Here is a 20,874-nt window from a genome sequence, read left to right as displayed (position 1 = left end):
CCGTTTTTCTTCATTATAAAGTAGAATGACACTTTTATCAACTACTACATAAAAAAAGAAAGAGGCTGGGACAAAAGTCCTAGCCTCTCAATTGTCTTTGGATTGTCGAGCCAGACGCAGTGGTTGAGTGGGCTCTACTACGCTGATTTCATCAGCTTTTACAGCCCTACTCTACTGTGCGGAGGTGGGACGACGAAATCGAAGTCTAACGAATTACCGATTTCTGTCCCACTCTCTTAAATCTTACCCAATCACACTTCCGTTTGGTACAGCTGGATCAACTGTTAGAAGGGTTAATTTGCCATCATGTTCAGCTGAGAGGATCATCCCTTGGCTGACATATTTTTTCATCATTTTACGTGGTTTAAGGTTGGCAACGATTTGGACTTTCTTGCCGACCAATTCTTGTTCGTTTGGATAGAATTTCGCAATACCTGAGAGGATTTGACGGTCTTCACCATCACCAGCATCTAGGCGGAATTGAAGCAACTTGTCAGAACCTTCCACTTTAGAAACTTCTTTGACTTCAGCAACACGGATTTCAACCTTGTCGAAGTCTTCAAACTTGATTTCTTCCTTGTTTAGTTTGAGTTCGACTTCGTCTGGATTCCATTCTTTTTCGACGGCTGGCTTGTTGCCTTCCATTTGTTCCTTGATATAGGCGATTTCTTCTTCCATTTCGAGACGTGGGAAGATTGGTGTTCCTTTGGCAACTACTGTTACACCTGCAGGGAAATCAGCTAGGCTCAAGTTTTCAAGGCTAGAAACTTCTGCTAGACCAAGTTGTGTCAAGACTGCACGACTGGTTTCCATCATAAATGGCTCAATCAAGTGAGCTACGACACGAAGGCTGGCTGCCAAGTGGCTCATCACACTTGCCAATTGCTCACGGTGCGCTTCGTCCTTAGCCAGTACCCATGGAGCTGTCTCATCGATGTATTTATTAGTACGTGAGATAAGAGTCCAGACTGCTTCAAGCGCACGTGGGTAGTCAACTGCTTCCATGTAGGTATGGTAGTTAGCGATTGATTGTTCTGCCACTTGAGCAAGTTCATTGTCAAAGTCTGTTACACCTTCTACATAGGCAGGGATTTGACCATCAAAGTACTTGTTAATCATTGAAACCGTACGGTTGAGGAGGTTTCCAAGGTCGTTTGCCAATTCATAGTTGATACGACCTACATAGTCCTCTGGAGTGAAGGTTCCGTCTGAACCAACTGGAAGGCTACGCATGAGGTAGTAACGAAGTGGATCGAGACCATAGCGCTCTACCAACATTTCAGGGTAAACGACATTCCCTTTAGACTTGGACATCTTGCCATCTTTCATGACAAACCAACCATGGGCAATCAAGCGGTCAGGTAATTTAACATCCAACATCATAAGAAGGATTGGCCAGTAGATGGAGTGGAAACGAAGGATGTCTTTCCCAACCATTTGGAAGACTGTTCCATTCCAGAACTTATCAAAGTTACCATGTTCATCTTGACCGTAACCAAGAGCTGTCGCATAGTTAAGAAGGGCATCGATCCAAACGTAGACAACGTGTTTCGGATTTGATGGGACTGGTACACCCCAGGTAAAGGTTGTACGAGAAACTGCTAAGTCTTCCAAGCCTGGTTCAATGAAGTTACGCAACATTTCATTAAGGCGACCATCTGGAGTGATGAAGTCAGGATGTGATTTGAAAAATTCGACCAAGCGGTCTTGGTATTTGCTGAGGCGAAGGAAGTAAGACTCTTCTGAAACCCATTCAACCTCGTGACCTGATGGAGCGATACCACCTGTTACATTTCCAGCTTCATCACGGAAAACTTCCGCAAGCTGGCTTTCTGTAAAGAATTCCTCATCGGATACTGAGTACCAGCCAGAGTATTCACCTAGGTAGATGTCATCTTGAGCAAGCAAGCGTTCAAAAACTTGTGCTACCACTTTTTCATGGTAATCATCTGTAGTACGGATAAATTTATCATATGAGATATCAAGCAATTTCCAGAGTTCTTTAACTCCAACTGCCATACCATCAACATAGGCTTGAGGCGTGATGCCAGCTTCTTCTGCTTTTTGTTGAATCTTTTGGCCATGCTCATCAAGACCAGTCAGATAAAAGACATCGTAGCCCATCAGGCGTTTGTAACGTGCTAAGACATCACATGCTATAGTTGTGTAGGCAGAACCGATATGAAGTTTACCAGATGGATAGTAAATCGGTGTTGTAATATAAAAATTCTTTTCAGACATAATATTTCCTTTCCAGGCTAATGAAACCTGTTTTTCTAACACTTCATTATACCACATTTTTAGTGATTTTCGATAGAGAAATCCATACAAAAAACAAGATAGACAAGCGTCCATCTCGTTTTTCCTGTTGATTGTCTTATTCATAGCGAAGTGCTTCGATAGGATCAAGCTTAGAGGCTTTATTGGCTGGTAGAACACCGAATATCATACCGATACTAGCTGAGACCGCTAGACTAAAGAGAGCGATTGGGATGGATACACCAACTTCTATTCCTGCAATCATGTTTTGAAGAAGAACACCTGCAAGCATAGTCACCCCTGCAGCAAGCAGTAGACCAATGAATCCACCTAATAAGGTTAAAATCATGGATTCAATCAAGAACTGAACCAGAATATTAGCCCGTGTTGCTCCTAGTGCTTTCCGTAAACCAATCTCACGGGTACGCTCTGTCACCGAAACAAGCATAATGTTCATAACACCAGTACCACCAACAAAGAGGGAAATCCCTGCAATGGCACTAATAATCGTAGTTATAAAGCCGAAGAGTTGTTGTACTTCTTGGAAGGTGGCAGACGCATCTGCAACTTGATACTCCCCTTGTTGAAGACCTGCAATCTCTGTCATTCTTCTTGCTAACTCTGGACCCAAAGTCTGGGTTAAGCTAGTATCATTGACACGGAAGACAATATTTGAAATCTCATCTGTGTTAAAATTAGCCGCTAAGGAAATATTGGTCGTAATTGGTAGTCCTCCGACTCCAAATGTTTTCGCAGCCTTAGCTTCTTTACTTGCATAAACACCAATAACACGGTAACTGATTTCATTTACTTCAACAATTTGGTTGAGGGCTTCTTTTGCAGAACCAAAAAGGCTATTGGCAAGCTCTTCATCTAAAATGATCACACTTGCAAAATCTTTATAATCTTGTGCTTTAAGTCCACGACCTGCAATGATTTCATTTTCGACCGCATCCATATAGGTGACATTCCCACCCGTCATGTTAGCGTGTTCGACCTTTTTATCCTTATAAGTCAAGGTCACATTGGCTGAGTTGGTTACATAGTAGCTGTCCACACCTTTTAGTTTGGCAGCTTCTTTAACCCAAGATTCTTGAGGTTTTGGTGGTTCAACAAAATTTTCTTCTTGACCACCAGACAAGGTCAATGCAGATTGTCTTTGTGTAAAGGAACCGTCCTTACTCTTGGTAGGTGAGAAAAAGACATGGATGTCTTTCTGGGCCTTGGTCATGTTTTTATTGACCTGACGAGACATGGAATCACCTAAGGCCATAATCACGACAACTGAGGATACACCGATGATAATCCCGATCATGGTCAAGAAGGACCGCATCTTGTGGGCCATAATGGATGAAAAGGCAAATTTCAGATTCTGCATCTTAGTTTTCCTCCTTTTCTACGAGACCACTATCAGATGAAATGACGCCATCACGAATGACAATCTGACGCTTAGCGTAAGCAGCGATTTCAGGCTCATGCGTAACCATGATAATGGTTTTTCCTTCTTTATTTAATTCAACCAAGAGTTGCATGATTTGATTTCCTGTTTTGGTATCAAGTGCCCCTGTCGGTTCGTCTGCTAGAATAATAGAAGGATTGTTGACTAGAGCACGCGCAATGGCAACCCTTTGCTTCTGACCACCTGACAACTCCGAAGGTAAGTGATGACTACGCTCAGTCAGTTCAACCTTTTCCAGATACTCTTCTGCTAATTTGCGACGTTTTGAAGCTGAAACTCCCGCATAAATCAAGGGAAGTTCGACATTCTGGAGAGCATTCATTTTGGACAAGAGAAAGAATTGCTGAAAGACAAAGCCAATCTCTTGATTTCGCACCTTGGCTAATTGTTTCTCACCCAAACCAGCTACTTCTTTTCCATCTAGAAAATACTGACCACTTGTAGGGGTATCCAACATACCAATGGTATTCATGAGGGTGGACTTACCAGAACCAGATGGTCCCATGATAGCCACGAATTCTCCCTCGTGAACTTCAAGGTTAATGTTTTTGAGAACTTGAAGCTCTTGATCACCATTTCGATAGCTACGGCAGATATTTTTGAGGCTAATTAGTTGCTTCATCAGTCTTCACCTCTTTTCCTTCTTGCAAGGAAGCTGTCGGATTACTGATGACTTTTGCTCCATCTGTCAGACCAGATGTGATTTCTTGGTTTTCTGCATCTGCATTGCCCAATCCAACTTCAACCTTTTTGGCCTTTTGATTTTCATCAAGAATCCAAACATAGTTTTTATCTTCTTCCATGACGATACTTGTAATAGGAACAAGCAATGCTTTACTCATACTTTTCACTTCGACACTGACAGAAAAACCTTGTTTCAAATCGCCAATTTCACTAGTTACATCGACCGTATATGGGTATTTAGATCCTGAGTTTGAACCAGCTAAGCTACTACTTGCTTCGCTACTGTTCTTTGGATAATTTGAAATATAGCTAATCTTACCATTCCAAGTTTTATCTGGATAAACCTTAGAAGTAAAGGTAACTTCTTGGCCTACAGATAGATTTGCAAGGTTGTACTCAGAAAGTTCTCCCTTGACCTACAAGTTGTCGTTACTAACGATATGTACCAATACTTGGCTATTTCCTGTTGGAGATTTTGAAACATTGCGATTGACTTCGACAACTGTACCTTCTACTGTACTCAAAACTGTAGCTGCATCCAACTGTGCCTGGGCTTTTTCAAGTTGCGCTGCCGCGTCTGCACGAACATCACGCGCATCACTGATTTGTGAATCGATAGAAGCTGTAGCTGATGTAGAAGATTGTGCTTGGGTTTGGTCCGCAGCGCCTTCAATACCTGCTTGAGGGAGCACAGGTGTTGCTGCAGCAGTATTTCGAGCCTCATTCAATTCATTGATATGACGGTCAGCTTTCGCAACTGCACGACTGGCAGCATCATAGGCAGCCTGAGCTTCAGTACTACTATACTTAACAAGAGCTTGGCCTTCACTTACCTTATCTCCGACAGAGACCGAAACCTCATCCAAGTCACCTTTACTAGCATCATAATATACATATTGTTCATTTTGAGCTGTTACGGTACCAGATAAGAGAACCGATGAAGCCACTGACCCCTCTTTGGCAAGAACGATTTTTGCAGTTTCGTCTTGTGTTGCAACTTGATTTGGTTGTCTCAATAGAAGGACAGCAGCTGCTCCTACTACAAGAACTGACGTAACTCCTATAGCTGTAAATAGGGGCCATTTTTTAGCTTTTGACTTCTTTTTCATATCATACCTCTTTTATAAACATATATTAAGATTATAGCACAAGTCATAAAAATGGACAATTGCTTTCTGACCATCCAAAAATAATTGCCAAATCTTTTATTGTTGTGTTAGTTATATAATACAACTTCTTTTTTATTTTTGCAAGCATTTTCTTAAGAAATTTAAACGTAGCAAATTTTTGCATTGGCCTCCAAAAAAAGATAGAATATGACTAGAAAACAACTAAAGGAGCTTTCTTATGAGAGAATATGATATTATCGCCATCGGAGGAGGTAGCGGGGGAATTGCTACCATGAATCGTGCTGGTGAGCATGGTGCTAAAGCGGCAGTTATTGAGGAAAAGAAATTAGGTGGAACTTGTGTCAACCTCGGCTGTGTCCCTAAAAAAATCATGTGGTATGGAGCGCAAATCGCAGAGAGTATCCACAAATATGGACCTGACTATGGTTTCACAAGCACTAATAACGAATTTAATTTTGCAACACTTCGTAAGAATCGCGAAGCCTACATTGACCGTGCTCGCTCGTCTTACGATGGAAGCTTCAAGCGCAACGGAGTTGATTTGATTGAAGGACGTGCCGAGTTTGTCGATGCTCATACTGTCAGCGTTAATGGAGAATTGATCCACGCTAAGCATATTGTGATTGCGACTGGAGCTCATCCTCATATCCCTGCTATTCCTGGTGCTGAACTAGGTGGTAGCTCAGATGATGTCTTCGCCTGGGAAGAGTTACCTGAATCGGTAGCTATTCTAGGTGCTGGTTACATTGCTGTCGAATTGGCTGGTGTACTCCATACACTTGGTGTTCAGACAGATTTATTTGTCCGTCGTGAACGTCCGCTACGTGGATTTGATAGCTATATCGTTGAGAGTCTAGTTCAAGAAATGGAAAATACAGGACTAAACCTCCACACCCATAAGGTTCCAGCAAAACTTGAAAAAGCCGAAGAAGGCATTACCATTCATTTTGAAGATGGTAGCAGCCACACTGCCAGTCAAGTTATCTGGGCAACTGGTCGCCGTCCAAATGTTGAAGGACTTCAACTCGAAAAAACTGGTGTCACCCTCAATGAACGCGGCTTTATCCAGGTCGATGAATACCAAAATACTATCGTTGAAGGTATCTACGCTCTTGGAGATGTCACAGGTGAAAAGGAACTAACTCCTGTCGCAATCAAAGCTGGTCGTACCCTATCCGAGAGACTTTTCAACGGTAAAACCAATGCCAAAATGGACTACACTACTATTCCAACTGTAGTTTTTTCACACCCAGCAATCGGAACAGTCGGTCTGACTGAGGAAGAAGCAATAAAAGAGTACGGTCAAGAAAACGTCAAAGTCTATACTTCAAAATTTGCATCTATGTATTCTGCCGTTACTAGTCACCGTCAAGAAGCTCGCTTCAAGCTCGTTACAGCTGGTGCAGACGAAAAGGTAGTTGGACTTCATGGTATCGGCTATGGCGTCGATGAAATGATCCAAGGTTTCGCAGTCGCTATCAAGATGGGAGCTACAAAAGCAGACTTTGATGCTACTGTCGCTATCCACCCGACCGGCTCAGAAGAATTTGTGACCATGCGTTAAAAGAAAAGAGAGACCCCTTGGTCTCTTTTTTTATCTCAATCGGCCGTTACAAATTTGTAACCTTTTATTTTAAAATAGGTTGACAATTTTATCTCATCCAGTATAATAGTTACTATAATTTATAGAAGAGGTTAACTATTTTGAAAAAAGCACACATTTACGCTATCCCAGCTATCGGGGCTGCACTGATTGCAGTATTAGCCCAAATTAGCATTCCAATTGGACCTGTTCCATTTACTCTGCAAAACTTTGCAATCGGGCTCATTGCTACTGTTTTTAGACCAAGGGAAGCTGTTCTCTCTGTAGGACTTTATCTTTTGCTTGGTGCTATTGGACTTCCCGTTTTTGCTAGCGGTGGAGCTGGTTTCCATGTTTTAGTTGGACCAAGCGCTGGTTATCTTTGGTTTGACCTAGTCTATGCAGGACTTGCATCTTATCTAACACACACAAATAGTGGTGTTGTACGTATCTTCCTAGCCAATCTCTTGGGTGATTCACTTGTTTTTGTCGGTGGTATCCTCAGCCTCCACTTCCTTGCTGGTATGCCTATTGACAAGGCTCTCGCTGTCGGCGTCATTCCCTTCATCATTCCTGATCTTGCAAAAATTATTGCCATCAGTTTTATCGGACGACCACTCCTTCAACGCCTTAGTAGCCAACCTTACTTTTCACAAAAATAAAAAAGAGGTCGGAATTTTTTCCCTTCCTCTTTTCATTTATGTTTGCATGAACGCTTATTGATTCTTGAAGGCATCTACCATCACTTGGAACTCCTCGTTTGAGAGCGTGATTCCTTTCCCCATCTTTGTGTGATCAGGACTCCAGCTACGAATGTCAAACTTTGCTGGAGCTCCATTAAAGCTGACACGATTGATTTCCTTGGTCCATCCTTTATCGTTTTCAGATAAAGTGAGTAAGTGTTCTTCAATTTCAAAAGTAAATTCTGCCATGTCCTTCTCCTTTTTGTTCTCAATTGATTATTCGAAAAATCTTGTAGATTTCATAAAATTTTTATATAATGATGTAAAGAAGGGAGGCCGGAATGAAAGATTTCTTGAAACAAGCTTTACAAAAAGTCCATGATTTTGTGAATGGTCATGAAGATTCCATTCCTGAGAAAAGCGATCCCCTCATTGCTAGACTTGAAGAAGCCCTAGCCAAAAAAAAGGCTGTACATATCATCTTTGCGGAAACGAGTTTTACAGGTGATATTATCAAGTATGATACTGACCGCCAACAAATTATTGTTAAAAATTTCGCCAAAAACGTTAGCCGTATTATTCGAGTGTCGGATATTCGAAGAGTAACTTTCGTTCCTTCTACTATCCAAACGGCCCAAAAAAGAAGATTTAAGAAAGAGTGAGATGCTTTTATCATCTCACTCTTTTTCTATTAACGAATTTGTTCAAAATGAAGGTGAACAGCGATGTGGTCGCCGTAACCACTTCTCTCCAAATCACGTTGCAAACGGTAAGAGATATAGTGTTCTGCGATTGTAATGTAGCCAGCACCAAGTAAGCGGTGCTCAACCATTGATTGAATCATACTGATAGTCGCACGTTCTACTTTTGCTTCTTCTAAATCCAAAACAACTTTTTTTGTAACTTGAGCTAGATTTTGACGCAAATCGTCCGTCAATACATAGACTGTTTGAGCTGCCTTAAGGATAGCTTGGTAGATTTTATCTGGATCAAAATCAGCGACTTGTCCATCACGTTTAATTACTTGCATAGGTTTCTCCTTTTAATTGTTATTTTCTTTAATTTCTGCTAACATTTTCTCTTCTTCTGCTGTCAGTTCATACTCTTCCAGCAAATCAGGTCTACGTTGGTAGGTTTTCTTGAGGCTCTCATAGAGTCGCCATTGACGTATATTTTCATGGTGTCCACTCATGAGCACATCCGGAACTAACATCCCACGAAAATCGTAAGGCCGCGTGTATTGAGGATATTCCAAGAGACCTGATGAAAAGCTATCATCCTGGTGACTTGCTTCCTTCCCGATAACTTCTGGAATTAAGCGAACCGTCGCATCAATCATGGTCATTGCAGCTAGTTCTCCACCGGTCAAGACATAATCTCCAAGAGATATCTCATCTGTTACCAAGGTCTTAATCCGTTCATCATAACCTTCGTAGTGCCCACAGATAAAGATGAGTTCCTCTTCTTGAGCTAAATCTTCCGCATAGGCTTGGTCAAACTGCTTACCGGCTGGATCCAATAGAATCACGCGCGGATTCTTTTTTTCAATGGCATCAAAGGCATCAAAGATGGGCTGCGCTCTTAGCAACATCCCTTGACCACCACCGTAAGGTTCATCGTCAACATGACGAGCCTTTTCAGCGTAGTCACGAAAATTATGATACTGGATATCTAAGAGTCCTTTTTCACGAGCCTTTCCAACGATAGAATGTTCTAAGGGTGTGAACATTTCTGGAAAGAGGGTTAAAATATCAATCTTCATCGTCTAACCCTTCTAAGAGTTCAACATCCACACGGTTATTAGGAATATCTACATTAAGGACAACAGGCGGAATATAGGGCAAGAGCAAGTCACGTTTGCCTTTACGTTTAACAACCCAGACATCATTGGCACCTGGCTGAAGGATTTCCTTGATGGTTCCAATCAAGTTATCACCCTCGTAGACCTCTAAGCCGATAATCTCGTGGTAGTAAAACTCACCATCATCAAGATCATTGAGATTTTCCTCAGCAACCTTTAGACTGTAACCCTTGTATTTTTCGATGTCATTGATATGGTACATATCCTTGAACTTGATGATATCGAAGTTTTTGTGCTTACGATGGCTAGCGATAACCACTGTTCGCACAAATTGATCTTTTTCATCAAATAAGGCAAGTTCTGCCCCTTTTTTAAAGCGTTCTTCAGTAAAATCTGTCACTGACAAGACTCGCATCTCACCCTGCAAGCCCTGAGTATTGACAATTTTCCCAACGTTAAAATAGTTCATTTGATCTCCTGTATCTGTTTCTTCCTTTATTTTATCATGTTACAGGGATTTTCTCAAGTTGGAGAAAAGGGGAACTATGGAAGGTTTTTATCTAAAAAGCTTTCCAAATCCTGTACATGCTGATACTTGATGGCTGCCTTTTTGTCTTTTTCAAAAATGGTCTTCGTTAGGTCAATATCGTTGATAGCTACAATTGCCACTGTATAGTGAATGATATCTGCCAACTCCTTTGCCAATTCCTCGTTTGAATCTTGGACACCCTCTTTTCTACCGGAACGTCCATTTAAAACCTCAGCGACTTCTCCAACTTCTTCAACTAGTTTTATAAAGAGTCCTTCTTCTGTCCTAGATTGTTGATAATGGTCAAGTAAGTATTCCTCTAGTTGTCTAACTGTTAAATCTCTCATTCCTTCTCCTTGCAAAAAAAGCGAGACCATGTCCCGCTTTTCTTATTTTTCGTCAATAACGATTCTTACTTTTTTGTCTTCAGTTGGGACAGAGTAGACAATCGTTCTTATCGCAGAAATAGTGCGACCCTTACGACCGATTACACGACCCACATCGCTTTGGTCAAGATCCAAATGATACTCCAAAAATTCTGGTGTATCTTCAATCTTGATAGTTAAGGCATCTGGTTGTGAAATCAAAGGTTTCACAATTGCAATAATGAGATTTTCAATCGTATCCATCTGTCAACCTACTTTAAACTTATTTTGAGAATTTAGAATCGTGGAATTTCTTCAATACGCCTTCTTTTGAAAGGATGTTGCGAACTGTATCTGAAGGTTGAGCTCCATCAGCCAACCATGCAAGAATACGATCTTCTTTCAAAGTTACTTGGTTTTCTTCAACAAGTGGGTTGTATGTTCCAACTGTTTCGATGAAACGTCCGTCACGTGGTGAACGTGAATCTGCTACGTTAATACGGTAGAAAGGTTTTTTCTTAGAACCCATACGAGTCAAACGAATTTTAACTGCCATTTTTAATATCTCTTTTCTTTTATTTTTTAGTTCGGTGAAATAGCTAAGCTATTTAGCACATGTTCTATTATAGCAGATTTCTGGATGGTGTCAAGAAAAAAACTTGACAGAGTTTAAAATTTTTAAATTTTTTAGACTAATAGGGCTAAATTAGAAAGAGAAAATTAACTTCTACACCTACTAAGCTTATTCTGACAGACTTTATAACAGTCTAAGAAAAAAGCAGAGATTCATACAGTATCTAGATTTTCCAAAAATTCTTTATCATCAAATACTATTAACGAAACTATCCAAACATTGCTTCAAAGAATTCTTTAGTTGTTTGACTAGCGAGGTCTTTAATTGAAAAATTTTTCAAATAATTGCCACATTGACACATAAATTCTTGCTTTCTAAATTTAAGTGTGATATATTTATAACATAAATTTAAGTGTGATATATTTATAACACAAAAAAGGAGTCTATCATGAAAAAAAGTCAAAAAATGCGTGGCCTCATTGCAATGATTGCCGTAGCTCTCTTTATTGATTTTATTGTTTTATTTGGTTCTAATCTTAGTTGGGGACCCAAGTTAGTTATTACTGGTATTTCAGTGTTAGGTCAAATTATAGCTATTTGGAGTTGGCTACATATGAAACCACGGCCTCATAAGATTCAGAAAGGTAAGGGGAAGACTATTTTTGACTTGTCTGCTAAGCTTTACACGGTACTTTTGTTTGCAGCAAGCATTTTTTATACAGTAGGGATTTGGGTTGCGACCCCAAGCGAAAGTTCTGGTATTAAAGAATGGATTTTGGGAATTGGCCTCGTTATTGAAGTTATTGTATTTGGTTTTTTCTGTTTGAAAAATGTCAAGGAAACTCCAGACGAACGCTTTTATGCTAATTTAGGCAAGGCAGCTAGCTTGATGTTTGTTTTTATACTAGGCGCACTGATAATCCTAGCAGTTATCATTGGGTATATGGGGTCCCTCACTCTTTACATGGGCCAGATCTTTATTAGCATAGCTGCCTTGATTTTCATCTTTGCGGTTGTCTATTTTATCTTGGAACGGAGAGGATAAGCATGGCCAAAGAAAGCAAGATTATTACTAATCTCAAATCAATTCGTGAGTCCACAGGCATGACCCAGCAGGAGTTAGCCGACCTCATCGGCATGCGACGCGAGACAATTCTTCACTTAGAAAATAATCGTTACAATCCTTCGCTGGAAATGGCTCTTAAAATTGCTCAAGTTTTTGATTTGAAAGTAGAAGACCTCTTTGAACTCAGACAGAAAGAGGAAGCATAATTCTTTTCGAGACCTAGTATTAAGTTCATTGATTAATTAGGAATTGAAGCCAAAAGAAAAAATCCTTTGAAAATGTGCTCTTTTAAAATATAGTAATTCTTATGGCATTGATATCCCAAAACATTTAGATACGCTTGTTGAAAAAGGATATGCTATTATCGAAACCGCCTTTGACTCGCTTTACCATCTAAATGCTACTATGAAAAAGAGTATCCTTAAAAAGAAGGGTGTTACTGGACTCTCCAAGATGAAGGCCACCGAATTGAATCAAGCACTTCATGATCATTTTTCAGAAGAAGAATTAGCTAACCGCTTTTCGATTCGTGGCTATAAACTAACTCCAAAAGGTGAACAAGCTCTCAAAGACCATCAAGTAATCATTGACCTCCATCCTAAAAAGAATCTTTAATCAACCAAAGCTGGTTGATTTTTTTGTAATTTTTTAAAACACTTACAAATCATTACAATTATTGACAAATGCTTATAAAAAGAGTATAGTATTAAAAAAAGGAGGAATTCCTATGTACCAAGAACAACGATTAGAAGAAATCATAAAACTTTTAGAGGATAGAGGAAGTCTGTCAGCAAAAGAAATGGTTGACCATTTCCATGTTTCCAAAGATACCATCCGTAGAGATTTTTCAATTCTCGCAAAGGAAAAACGAGCAAGAAGAACTCATGGAGGTTTATTGCCAATTCAAAAGCAAAGGATTCTTGATTTTCAAGGTAGAGCAGAACAATCTTCTAAAGAAAAAGAGAAAATTGCTCATTTAGCTACCCAACTCATTTCTGATTCACAACTGATATTCTTTGATGTTTCAACCACTATACTTGAGTTAGCAAAAATTATAGATAAAAAAGTTACTATTTTCAGTCATTCATTAGATAACGCACTTATCTTAGGAAATAATGAAAATGTCGATTTTCATATTCTCGGTGGAAAATTTCATAGACAGAATCGTTTTTATTATTCACTAGAAGAATCCAATACTTTAGAGGGAATTAGATTTGATGTAGCATTTTTTGGCGCTGCTAGTCTTTCGGACGGACAAGTTAGTTTTGAGGATCAAGAAGATGTTCTCATGAAAAAAAGAGCATTTAAAACTAGTAAAATTCGCGTCTTGTTAGCTGAAACAGGAAAGATAAACAAACACTCTCATTTTATACTTTCTGAACTAGCTGATTTTGATTACTGGATTACAGATAAAGAGCCTGATGTAGAAATACAAGAATCTTTAGATGGTAGAACAACAATACTATTTTAAAAAGGAGCAAAATATGTCAAGAATTAAATTAATTATGAGTGATATTGACGGCACTATTTTGGATAAAAATCACCAATTAGATTCTTATTTGATAGAACTGATGCCACTTTTAAAACAATGTAATATTCCTTTTGTTCTAGCTTCTGCTAGATCTCCTCTCGGTATAGCTCCAATTTCTAAAGAACTTGGCATCACCGACTGTCCTATTGCCTGCTATAATGGAGCACTCATCAGTTTAGGAGATAAAATCCTAAGTCAGTATTCTATTGATAAAAGCGAATTGCTCTTACTTCATGACTTTTTGAAAAAAGAATTCCCGACAGTTTCTATAAATGTTTATTCTGGAAAAGATTGGCTTGTGAATACTATTGATGAATGGGTAGAAATCGAAGCAACTATTACTGGAGAAAGTCCAAAAGTTACATCTTTAGCAGATTTTATAAGAGACGAGAAAACTCTTGTTCATAAACTTTTGCTGATAGATAATACGGATACCATACAGAAACTTCAAAAAACCTTATCCTCAATAGATTTCCCTCAAACCGACTTCTATCTCTCTAAAGATAACTATCTAGAAGTTACACATAATCAAGTATCCAAAAAACAAGCTCTGTTAGAATTAGCAAATTACTATCAACTTCCCCTTACCTCAATTATGACTCTCGGTGACAATTATAATGATATTCCCATGATTGAAACCGCAGGGCTAGGTATAGCCATGGGGAATGCTCCTAGAGATGTCAAAACTTGTGCAAAAGCAGTTACTGACTCTAATGAACAAAATGGAGTAAGTAAAGCTATAAAGTTACATGTGTTAGATAAATATTCTTAATTGAAAATTTGAAATCCCCTTTCTTTTACGGTACAATAGTAAAAATGATTTTTGAAAGGACTAATATGAAAAAATTAGCTACACTACTACTCATTTCAACTTTTGCTCTTGGTGGATGCACAAGCATCCAACGTGCACTTCGTGGTGATGATTACGTGGATTCTAAAATTGCTGCTGAAGAGAGTTCGAAAGCTGCTGCCCAAGCAGAAAAAGATTTGAAAGACGCCTTAACAAACGAAAATGCTAACTTCCCTCAACTTTCTAAGGAAGTAGCTGAAGACGAAGCTGAAGCTATCATTCACACAAGTCTGGGTGATATTCGTATCAAACTTTTTCCAAAGATAGCCCCTCTTGCAGTTGAAAACTTCCTTACTCATGCTAAAGAAGGTTACTACAATGGTGTGACTTTCCACCGTGTAATTGACGGCTTTATGGTACAAACTGGGGATCCTAAGGGAGATGGAACAGGTGGTGAATCTATCTGGCATGATAAGGACAAAACCAAGGACAAGGGAACAGGTTTCAAAAATGAAATTTCTCCATACCTCTATAATATCCGCGGTTCCCTATCTATGGCCAATACTGGTCAACCAAGCTCAAATGGTAGCCAGTTCTTCATCAACCAAAGTACAACAGACTATTCATCTAAACTTCCTACAAGTAGCTATCCTAAGAAAATTATCGAAGCCTACAAAGAAGGTGGAAATCCAACTCTTGATGGGAAACACCCCGTCTTTGGACAAGTGATCGATGGGATGGACGTAGTAGATAAAATTGCCAAGGCTGAAAAAGACGAAAAAGACAAACCAACTACTGCTATCACTATCGATAGTATCGAAATTGTTAAAGACTACGATTTCAGTAAACAATAACATCATTAATTATAAGGAGATGAAAAAATGATTCTATTTTGGGGGTCAAAAGGTTACCAAAAAGTGTTGGGACATACACAGACTACTATCGAATGTGGCCATTGTAACAATGTTGATACTTGGGAAATTACGGAATATGGACGCAAGTTCACTCTTTATTGGATTCCTCTCTTTCCTTACGGAAAAACTTATTTCGTTTCTTGCCCGATTTGTCACTACGGTAAAGAAATCCAAAAATCCGAAATTGAACAATATTTAAACTATTAAAAAAAGATAGGTCATTCGGCCTATCTTTTTTATTTACACTTTTATGTAAACGTTCTCTTTTTTGTTTCAAATATGATATAATTTAGTCAATAGTAACGAGGAGGTTTTTCTATGAAACCTTATAAAATAAACCTATTCCGACTTGGTTTACTCTTGCCAACATATTTAGTCTTTAATGTTGTTTATTCGATTACTTATGATTCTGGAGGTTTTGCTTTTATAATCTTGTGGCCAGCATTTTTCGCATCATATGCTGGAATAGTGCTAGGAAATATTTTTATGTTTAGAGATATTTCAAAATTAAAAGCCTCCTTTGAAGATAATGCGTTTATTCAAAAATCTTCTAAAATACAGTTAGTCCTAGCTACAATTGGATTTTTCATGCAAATAATAGGTTTCAAGGGAGCTCCACTTAATTACATTGATAATTATCCCGTACTGGTTTGCGCCAGTATTGTATACTCTATCATTATCATGATTGCTATTTATCAGACAATAAAGCTAGGGCAAGAAAAAGATAATGCTACCATAGTTGGTTTTATCTTTGGGGGGATGATCATTTTTCTCACTATCATAGCTCTAGTTACAATCACTTCTCCATCAATTAAACACACTACTAAACACACTACTCCTTCTTTCGCTGAAGAATTTCAATCACTTGGGCTTAAAGGAAAGGTTGAAGTAGTTGATAAACACAGAGAGATTGAAGCATTTTATGGAACAGCCTACAAGCTGACATATACAGAAAATTTATCCGATGGAACTATTTTAAAAGAAACTACTACCGCAAAAATTCAAGGAAGAAGTGGAGAACATTTATCAAATTTCTTTCTTCTTTCAGGAACAGATCTTGAAACACTTCTTAATGATAAAGAAAAGGCACTGTTTCACACTGTCAAACAAGATGAATTCAGTTTCTTACTAGATGTATACAAAGAAAGGCCGAATTTCCAACAAGAAGAAGACAGTATCAAAAATGCTACTGCTGAAAAAATAGATAAACTCTTTGCGACACCAATAACTTCTAGTTTTAAATTTGGAAAATATCCAATAGAAAACTACTATGTGGCAATTATGGCGCAGGCTGTCAGCAATCGAGAAAAAGGAGATTCTGACGCAGCTGGCTTTTATAATATCACAACAAAAGATCTCATGAAAAACAAAGGTCTTACTCTCGATTTTGATTGTGACCTTTCGAATATAAAGGCAGAAAATGCTAGTCCCGTGAACGCCTTTAAGGAAAGAGTCTTATCTTTACCAAAAAATTCATTTTCCGATGGAATCTATAACATCAGTTGTTCCTATGATGAAAATGGAATAAAAAAGAAAGTTACTTGCCCATTTGTTGTTGAAGATGGTGTTGGACACTTTGAAGAGGATGTAATCGTGGGAAATCAAACCAATTAGTTATTTTTGATACAAAAACTGGGAGGTAGCAGTACTACTTCTACTAGTTGCAACCCTCGTAAAAAAGCCAAGTCAAATAGACTTGGCTTTTTTATGACTATTTATGTTAGCTCATTAAAATCCCAGATTTGATCCATCCATCCTTCATAGAAGTCAGGTTCGTGGCAAACCATAAGGATAGAACCCTTGTATTCTTTCAGAGCACGTTTGAGTTCGTCCTTGGCATCCACATCCAAGTGGTTGGTAGGCTCATCTAGAACAAGGACATTGTTCTCACGGTTCATCAAGAGACAGAAACGAACCTTGGCTTGCTCTCCACCTGATAGAACTTGAATTTGACTTTCGATGTGTTTAGTCGTCAAACCACAACGGGCAAGGGCTGCACGAACTTCTGCTTGATTAAGGGCTGGAAAGGCATTCCAAACTGCTTCTAAAGGTGTTTGGCGATTGCCACCTTCCACTTCCTGTTCAAAGTAGCCGAGTTCTAGGTAGTCCCCACGTTCAACCTCCCCAGCAATTGGTGGAATAATTCCCAAAAGAGATTTCAAGAGGGTTGTTTTCCCGATACCATTGGCACCGATAATGGCAACCTTTTGATTGCGCTCAAAGGTGAGGTTTAAGGGTTTAGTAAGAGGACGGTCATATCCAATCTGCAAGTCCTTGGCTTGGAAAATAAAGCGACCAGGTGTACGAGCTGTTTTGAAATCAAAGGACGGCTTTGGTTTCTCACTTTGAAGCTCGATAATGTCCATCTTGTCCAATTTCTTCTGGCGAGACATGGCCATATTTCGAGTTGCGACACGAGCTTTATTACGAGCCACGAAATCCTTGAGATCCGCAATTTCTTTCTGTTGACGCTCATAGGCTGCTTCCAGTTGCGATTTCTTCATGTCATAGACTTCTTGGAACTGGTAGTAATCGCCTGAATAGCGTGTCAACTGTTGATTTTCAACGTGATAGACGATATTGATTACATCGTTGAGGAAAGGAATATCGTGCGAAATGAGGACAAAGGCATTCTCATAGTTCTGAAGATAACGCTTGAGCCAGTCAATATGTTCGGCATCGAGATAGTTGGTCGGCTCGTCCAGAAGCAAGATATCTGGCTTTTCAAGGAGGAGTTTGGCTAAAAGTACCTTGGTTCTTTGTCCACCTGACAAGGCTGTTACGTCCGTATCCATACCATAATCCATGACACCAAGAGCACGCGCGACTTCGTCAATCTTAGCATCCAAGGTATAGAAGTCACGACTTTCCAAACGGTCCTGAAGTTCGCCGACTTCTTCCATTAGGGCTTCAATATCAGCGCCCTCTTCTGCCATTTCCATATAAAGGTCATTAATCCGAGCTTCGGCTTTGAATAATTCGTCAAAGGCTGTACGCAAAACATCACGCACAGTTTGACCTTCTTTTAACACAGCGTGCTGGTCAAGGTAGCCTGCTGTCACATATTTAGACCATTCCACCTTACCTTCATCAGGTACCAACTTACCAGTCACGATGCTCATGAAGGTTGATTTCCCTTCACCATTAGCACCAACTAGTCCGATGTGTTCACCTTTGAGGAGACGGAAGGATACGTCTTCAAAAATCGCACGGTCACCAAAACCGTGACTTAAATTTTTAACTTCTAAGATACTCATTCTAATTCCTTATCTTGTTTCTATGTAGTAGTTTATAAAGGACCCAAGCCAGGTAGCCACCCAAAGTATTGGTCCATAAATCATCAATCTCAAATACCCGGTTAAAATCAAAGAAAAAGTCTAAAACTAGCTGTGTGCACTCGATGCTTAAGCTCAATAAAAAGCTAAACAAAATCACTCTCTTCGTTTTTCTTAGTGCAGGTATAAGATAGAGAAGTTGGAAAATCAACGGGAAGAGCAAGAGGATATTTAGAGCGTTTTGCAAAAAAGTCCAAAACAGTTGTATAGGGCTGGTTACTTCTCCCAGATTCCAAAGGGAGTTAAAAGGCGTCAAAAGAAAAACCAGGCGTCCAAAAGTTTGAATACCTGGAGTTTCCACTCCTGTAGGAAGTTGAGGCTGGGGAGTAAAACAAAAACAGACGATACAAAGACTGTATAACACGATTCCCAGGCTTAGTAATGTTTTTCGATTCATCTTATGGATTTACTTCAGCTACTGCTTTTTGGCGATCACGTTTCATGGTATTTGAACGCAATTGTCCGCATGCGGCATCGATATCTGTACCGTGTTCTTGACGAACAACACAGTTGATTCCTTTTTTCTTTAGTGTATCATAGAAAGCCATCACGCGCTCTTTAGGGCTACGGCTATATTGGTCGTGCTCACTAACTGGGTTATAAGGAATCAAGTTGACATATGACAATTTCTTAATGTTCTTCAGCAATTCTGCCAACTCAAGTGCTTGTTCAACTCCGTCATTGACTTCATTGAGCATGATATACTCAAAAGTCACACGGCGATTGGTTGTCTCGATGTAATACTCGATAGCTGCAAAAAGTTTTTCAATCGGAAAGGCACGATTAATCTTCATGATGCTTGAACGCAGTTCATTGTTTGGCGCATGAAGAGAAACAGCAAGGTTAACCTGTACTCCTTCATTGGCAAACTCACGAATCTTGTGAGCCAAACCAGAAGTTGATACAGTGATATGGCGAGCACCGATAGCCATCCCCTTGTCATCATTGATGGTACGGATAAAGTTCAAAACATTATTGTAGTTATCAAATGGTTCTCCAATCCCCATAACAACGATATGGCTAACACGTTCATCTTGTCCACGTTCGTCAAAATATTTTTGAACTAACATAATCTGCGCAACGATTTCCCCGTTATTGAGGTCACGTTGCTTCTTGATCAAACCTGATGCACAGAAGGTACAACCGATATTGCATCCTACTTGAGTTGTTACACAGACTGATAAACCGTAGTGTTGACGCATAAGCACAGTCTCAATCAGCATACCATCTGGTAACTCAAAGAGGTACTTCACAGTACCATCGGCTGACTCTTGAACAATACGTTGTTTCAAGGGATTGACTACAAACTGCTCGTTGAGTTTGGCAATCAAATCCTTAGACAAGTTAGTCATTTCTTCAAATGTCTGAACACGTTTACGGTAAAGCCATTCCCAGATTTGATCCGCTCGGAATTTCTTTTCTCCTTGCTCTAAGACCCATTCTTGCATACCTTGGCGTGTTAAACTATAAATCGACGGTTTCATCTTTTCTCCTTATTTTCTAGTCTTTCTTACGGATGACGAAATGACGTTGTCCCTTTTCTTCATTCTGTGGTTTCTGCTCTTTACGACGACGTCTATTTCTCTTGTCCGTATGATTTCTTTTCTTATTTTGAGAAGACTTTTTCCCTTTACGGTTGTCTTTCTCTTCTTCTTTCTTGCGCATTTTTTGGTCAAATGGTGCTCGTTTAGGAGTCTCATTTTCTAAGACAAAGTAGGCACATCCATAGCTACAATACTCGAGTAGATAATCTTGTAAACGACTGATTTTCTCGAGAGATTCTTCAGCTCGCTCATTCTTGTAGAATCCTCGCAAACGCAACTGCTCATTGCTCCAGTCTCCTACAATATAATCATACTTGTTTAAAACTTCCGAAAAGCGTTGAGTAAAAGCTGTTGCATCAAAGGCTTCCTTACTATTTTCAACCAAGTTGAAGGTAAAACCTTCAGCCTCGACTTTATCTCCAGATAGATGAAATTCTGGACCAGGGAATTTATTGTAATTGTATAATTCAGGTGCAATTTCTTTACGCATAATATTCCTTTTTAACGTTTACTTAATACTCTATTTTACCATATTTTTGCCATATTTACATCTTTTGATTTAAAATGAAAAAAGTCTGACGATTTCACCCTTTAATTTTATAAGACACAACTGTACTAAAAAGAAAAA

The 20,874-nt window shown here is 39.2% G+C and carries 25 protein-coding genes and 1 pseudogene; 11 read left to right on the top strand and 15 right to left on the bottom strand.

Translation table 11 applies throughout. The annotated features are described in order from the left end of the window. Positions 1-243: 243 nt before the first annotated feature. From metG to AB2B47_RS00585, 4 genes and pseudogenes are all read right to left on the bottom strand, one after another. Positions 244-2,241, bottom strand: a complete 1,998-nt coding sequence (gene metG, locus AB2B47_RS00600; protein ID WP_006153304.1) for a methionine--tRNA ligase — start codon at positions 2,239-2,241, stop codon at positions 244-246. 136 nt (positions 2,242-2,377) lie between these two features. Continuing rightward, entirely contained in the window at positions 2,378-3,637 is a 1,260-nt protein-coding gene (locus AB2B47_RS00595; RefSeq protein ID WP_320693371.1) for an ABC transporter permease, read from the bottom strand. Between the two features lies 1 nt (position 3,638). Then, positions 3,639-4,340: an ABC transporter ATP-binding protein gene (locus AB2B47_RS00590; RefSeq protein WP_247913438.1), complete on the bottom strand. Its 702-nt coding sequence runs from the start codon at positions 4,338-4,340 to the stop codon at positions 3,639-3,641. After that, positions 4,324-5,511, bottom strand: a pseudogene (locus tag AB2B47_RS00585) (efflux RND transporter periplasmic adaptor subunit). Before AB2B47_RS00585 ends, AB2B47_RS00590 begins: the two are co-directional and overlap by 17 nt. Before the next feature lie 238 nt (positions 5,512-5,749). Here AB2B47_RS00585 and gor point away from each other — a divergent pair. Together gor and AB2B47_RS00575 are read left to right on the top strand one after the other, a co-directional pair. Then, positions 5,750-7,096: a glutathione-disulfide reductase gene (gene gor, locus AB2B47_RS00580; RefSeq protein ID WP_320693370.1), complete on the top strand. Its 1,347-nt coding sequence runs from the start codon at positions 5,750-5,752 to the stop codon at positions 7,094-7,096. 140 nt (positions 7,097-7,236) lie between these two features. Beyond that, a complete protein-coding gene (locus AB2B47_RS00575; RefSeq protein ID WP_006153208.1) occupies positions 7,237-7,776 on the top strand; it encodes a biotin transporter BioY in 540 nt (179 codons plus the stop codon). Positions 7,777-7,830: 54 nt separating this feature from the next. On the opposite strand, the gene AB2B47_RS00570 is transcribed toward AB2B47_RS00575, so the two are convergent. After that, positions 7,831-8,046, bottom strand: a complete 216-nt coding sequence (locus AB2B47_RS00570) for a YdbC family protein (RefSeq protein WP_006151239.1) — start codon at positions 8,044-8,046, stop codon at positions 7,831-7,833. Positions 8,047-8,138: 92 nt separating this feature from the next. On the opposite strand from AB2B47_RS00570, the gene AB2B47_RS00565 reads away from it, so the two are divergent. Further along, positions 8,139-8,459, top strand: coding sequence for a hypothetical protein (locus AB2B47_RS00565; RefSeq protein ID WP_036754204.1), 321 nt, complete (start codon positions 8,139-8,141; stop codon positions 8,457-8,459). 29 nt (positions 8,460-8,488) lie between these two features. Here the strand turns inward: AB2B47_RS00565 and AB2B47_RS00560 are convergent, their stop codons facing one another. The 6 genes from AB2B47_RS00560 to rpsP form a co-directional block, all read right to left on the bottom strand. After that, complete coding sequence (locus AB2B47_RS00560) at positions 8,489-8,827, bottom strand: ATP cone domain-containing protein (RefSeq protein WP_004253071.1); 339 nt, start codon at positions 8,825-8,827, stop codon at positions 8,489-8,491. 12 nt (positions 8,828-8,839) lie between these two features. Continuing rightward, complete coding sequence (gene trmD / locus AB2B47_RS00555; protein ID WP_036754201.1) at positions 8,840-9,559, bottom strand: tRNA (guanosine(37)-N1)-methyltransferase TrmD; 720 nt, start codon at positions 9,557-9,559, stop codon at positions 8,840-8,842. Further along, the gene (rimM, locus tag AB2B47_RS00550) at positions 9,549-10,067 is read right to left on the bottom strand and encodes a ribosome maturation factor RimM (RefSeq protein WP_006145799.1); all 519 of its coding nucleotides are present in this window, start codon (positions 10,065-10,067) and stop codon (positions 9,549-9,551) included. The genes trmD and rimM overlap by 11 nt, the downstream gene beginning before the upstream one ends. 74 nt (positions 10,068-10,141) lie before the next feature. After that, positions 10,142-10,474, bottom strand: a complete 333-nt coding sequence (locus AB2B47_RS00545; RefSeq protein WP_006153307.1) for a MazG nucleotide pyrophosphohydrolase domain-containing protein — start codon at positions 10,472-10,474, stop codon at positions 10,142-10,144. A gap of 42 nt (positions 10,475-10,516) precedes the next feature. Next, positions 10,517-10,756 (bottom strand): RNA-binding protein KphA, encoded by a 240-nt coding sequence (gene kphA / locus AB2B47_RS00540; protein WP_000379617.1) that lies wholly within the window; start codon positions 10,754-10,756, stop codon positions 10,517-10,519. Between the two features lie 19 nt (positions 10,757-10,775). Further along, entirely contained in the window at positions 10,776-11,048 is a 273-nt protein-coding gene (gene rpsP / locus AB2B47_RS00535) for a 30S ribosomal protein S16 (RefSeq protein ID WP_004253064.1), read from the bottom strand. A 466-nt stretch (positions 11,049-11,514) separates the two neighbouring features. Here rpsP and AB2B47_RS00530 point away from each other — a divergent pair, with 466 nt between their 5' ends. The 8 genes from AB2B47_RS00530 to AB2B47_RS00495 all read left to right on the top strand — a co-directional run bounded on the left by AB2B47_RS00530 (position 11,515) and on the right by AB2B47_RS00495 (position 16,981). Next, positions 11,515-12,111: a hypothetical protein gene (locus tag AB2B47_RS00530; RefSeq protein WP_320693369.1), complete on the top strand. Its 597-nt coding sequence runs from the start codon at positions 11,515-11,517 to the stop codon at positions 12,109-12,111. Positions 12,112-12,113: 2 nt separating this feature from the next. Next, entirely contained in the window at positions 12,114-12,338 is a 225-nt protein-coding gene (locus AB2B47_RS00525) for a helix-turn-helix transcriptional regulator (protein ID WP_049509150.1), read from the top strand. A 199-nt stretch (positions 12,339-12,537) separates the two neighbouring features. Next, a complete protein-coding gene (locus AB2B47_RS00520; RefSeq protein WP_004253056.1) occupies positions 12,538-12,747 on the top strand; it encodes a hypothetical protein in 210 nt (69 codons plus the stop codon). Positions 12,748-12,859: 112 nt separating this feature from the next. Then, positions 12,860-13,603 (top strand): DeoR/GlpR family DNA-binding transcription regulator, encoded by a 744-nt coding sequence (locus AB2B47_RS00515; RefSeq protein ID WP_004253055.1) that lies wholly within the window; start codon positions 12,860-12,862, stop codon positions 13,601-13,603. A 13-nt stretch (positions 13,604-13,616) separates the two neighbouring features. Then, positions 13,617-14,435 (top strand): Cof-type HAD-IIB family hydrolase, encoded by an 819-nt coding sequence (locus tag AB2B47_RS00510; RefSeq protein ID WP_004253054.1) that lies wholly within the window; start codon positions 13,617-13,619, stop codon positions 14,433-14,435. Between the two features lie 65 nt (positions 14,436-14,500). Beyond that, the gene (locus AB2B47_RS00505) at positions 14,501-15,307 is read left to right on the top strand and encodes a peptidylprolyl isomerase (RefSeq protein ID WP_006153273.1); all 807 of its coding nucleotides are present in this window, start codon (positions 14,501-14,503) and stop codon (positions 15,305-15,307) included. 27 nt (positions 15,308-15,334) lie between these two features. Beyond that, complete coding sequence (locus AB2B47_RS00500; RefSeq protein WP_004253050.1) at positions 15,335-15,574, top strand: zinc-ribbon domain-containing protein; 240 nt, start codon at positions 15,335-15,337, stop codon at positions 15,572-15,574. Between the two features lie 111 nt (positions 15,575-15,685). Next, positions 15,686-16,981: a hypothetical protein gene (locus AB2B47_RS00495; protein WP_320693368.1), complete on the top strand. Its 1,296-nt coding sequence runs from the start codon at positions 15,686-15,688 to the stop codon at positions 16,979-16,981. A 101-nt stretch (positions 16,982-17,082) separates the two neighbouring features. Here AB2B47_RS00495 and AB2B47_RS00490 read toward each other — a convergent pair whose 3' ends face one another. Genes AB2B47_RS00490 through AB2B47_RS00475 form a run of 4 tightly spaced genes read right to left on the bottom strand, consistent with a single transcriptional unit; the run spans position 17,083 to position 20,736 of the window. Continuing rightward, entirely contained in the window at positions 17,083-18,624 is a 1,542-nt protein-coding gene (locus tag AB2B47_RS00490) for an ABC-F family ATP-binding cassette domain-containing protein (RefSeq protein WP_320693367.1), read from the bottom strand. 1 nt (position 18,625) lies between these two features. Next, on the bottom strand, positions 18,626-19,099 hold the full coding sequence (locus AB2B47_RS00485) for a VanZ family protein (protein WP_025170416.1): 474 nt from the start codon (positions 19,097-19,099) through the stop codon (positions 18,626-18,628). Position 19,100: 1 nt separating this feature from the next. Further along, a complete protein-coding gene (rlmN, locus tag AB2B47_RS00480) occupies positions 19,101-20,186 on the bottom strand; it encodes a dual-specificity RNA methyltransferase RlmN (RefSeq protein WP_006153426.1) in 1,086 nt (361 codons plus the stop codon). 16 nt (positions 20,187-20,202) lie between these two features. Further along, positions 20,203-20,736, bottom strand: coding sequence for a YutD family protein (locus AB2B47_RS00475; RefSeq protein WP_006148789.1), 534 nt, complete (start codon positions 20,734-20,736; stop codon positions 20,203-20,205). Positions 20,737-20,874 lie beyond the last annotated feature (138 nt).

Source organism: Streptococcus wuxiensis (assembly GCF_040888245.1).
GTDB classification, from domain to species: Bacteria; Bacillota; Bacilli; order Lactobacillales; family Streptococcaceae; genus Streptococcus; species Streptococcus wuxiensis.
This window is presented reverse-complemented; position numbering and strand designations above follow the sequence as displayed.

Coding starts and splice junctions, on each gene's coding strand:
- AB2B47_RS00525 (WP_049509150.1), top strand. CDS start 12,114: ATGGCCAAAGAAAGCAAGATTATTACTAATCTCAAATCAATTCGTGAG.
- AB2B47_RS00530 (WP_320693369.1), top strand. CDS start 11,515: ATGAAAAAAAGTCAAAAAATGCGTGGCCTCATTGCAATGATTGCCGTA.
- AB2B47_RS00495 (WP_320693368.1), top strand. CDS start 15,686: ATGAAACCTTATAAAATAAACCTATTCCGACTTGGTTTACTCTTGCCA.
- AB2B47_RS00560 (WP_004253071.1), bottom strand. CDS start 8,827: ATGCAAGTAATTAAACGTGATGGACAAGTCGCTGATTTTGATCCAGAT.
- rlmN (WP_006153426.1), bottom strand. CDS start 20,186: ATGAAACCGTCGATTTATAGTTTAACACGCCAAGGTATGCAAGAATGG.
- AB2B47_RS00590 (WP_247913438.1), bottom strand. CDS start 4,340: ATGAAGCAACTAATTAGCCTCAAAAATATCTGCCGTAGCTATCGAAAT.
- rpsP (WP_004253064.1), bottom strand. CDS start 11,048: ATGGCAGTTAAAATTCGTTTGACTCGTATGGGTTCTAAGAAAAAACCT.
- AB2B47_RS00500 (WP_004253050.1), top strand. CDS start 15,335: ATGATTCTATTTTGGGGGTCAAAAGGTTACCAAAAAGTGTTGGGACAT.
- rimM (WP_006145799.1), bottom strand. CDS start 10,067: ATGAACTATTTTAACGTTGGGAAAATTGTCAATACTCAGGGCTTGCAG.
- AB2B47_RS00595 (WP_320693371.1), bottom strand. CDS start 3,637: ATGCAGAATCTGAAATTTGCCTTTTCATCCATTATGGCCCACAAGATG.
- metG (WP_006153304.1), bottom strand. CDS start 2,241: ATGTCTGAAAAGAATTTTTATATTACAACACCGATTTACTATCCATCT.
- AB2B47_RS00490 (WP_320693367.1), bottom strand. CDS start 18,624: ATGAGTATCTTAGAAGTTAAAAATTTAAGTCACGGTTTTGGTGACCGT.
- gor (WP_320693370.1), top strand. CDS start 5,750: ATGAGAGAATATGATATTATCGCCATCGGAGGAGGTAGCGGGGGAATT.
- AB2B47_RS00505 (WP_006153273.1), top strand. CDS start 14,501: ATGAAAAAATTAGCTACACTACTACTCATTTCAACTTTTGCTCTTGGT.
- AB2B47_RS00515 (WP_004253055.1), top strand. CDS start 12,860: ATGTACCAAGAACAACGATTAGAAGAAATCATAAAACTTTTAGAGGAT.
- kphA (WP_000379617.1), bottom strand. CDS start 10,756: ATGGATACGATTGAAAATCTCATTATTGCAATTGTGAAACCTTTGATT.
- AB2B47_RS00545 (WP_006153307.1), bottom strand. CDS start 10,474: ATGAGAGATTTAACAGTTAGACAACTAGAGGAATACTTACTTGACCAT.
- AB2B47_RS00510 (WP_004253054.1), top strand. CDS start 13,617: ATGTCAAGAATTAAATTAATTATGAGTGATATTGACGGCACTATTTTG.
- AB2B47_RS00485 (WP_025170416.1), bottom strand. CDS start 19,099: ATGAATCGAAAAACATTACTAAGCCTGGGAATCGTGTTATACAGTCTT.
- AB2B47_RS00565 (WP_036754204.1), top strand. CDS start 8,139: ATGAAAGATTTCTTGAAACAAGCTTTACAAAAAGTCCATGATTTTGTG.
- AB2B47_RS00520 (WP_004253056.1), top strand. CDS start 12,538: ATGAAAAAGAGTATCCTTAAAAAGAAGGGTGTTACTGGACTCTCCAAG.
- AB2B47_RS00475 (WP_006148789.1), bottom strand. CDS start 20,736: ATGCGTAAAGAAATTGCACCTGAATTATACAATTACAATAAATTCCCT.
- trmD (WP_036754201.1), bottom strand. CDS start 9,559: ATGAAGATTGATATTTTAACCCTCTTTCCAGAAATGTTCACACCCTTA.
- AB2B47_RS00570 (WP_006151239.1), bottom strand. CDS start 8,046: ATGGCAGAATTTACTTTTGAAATTGAAGAACACTTACTCACTTTATCT.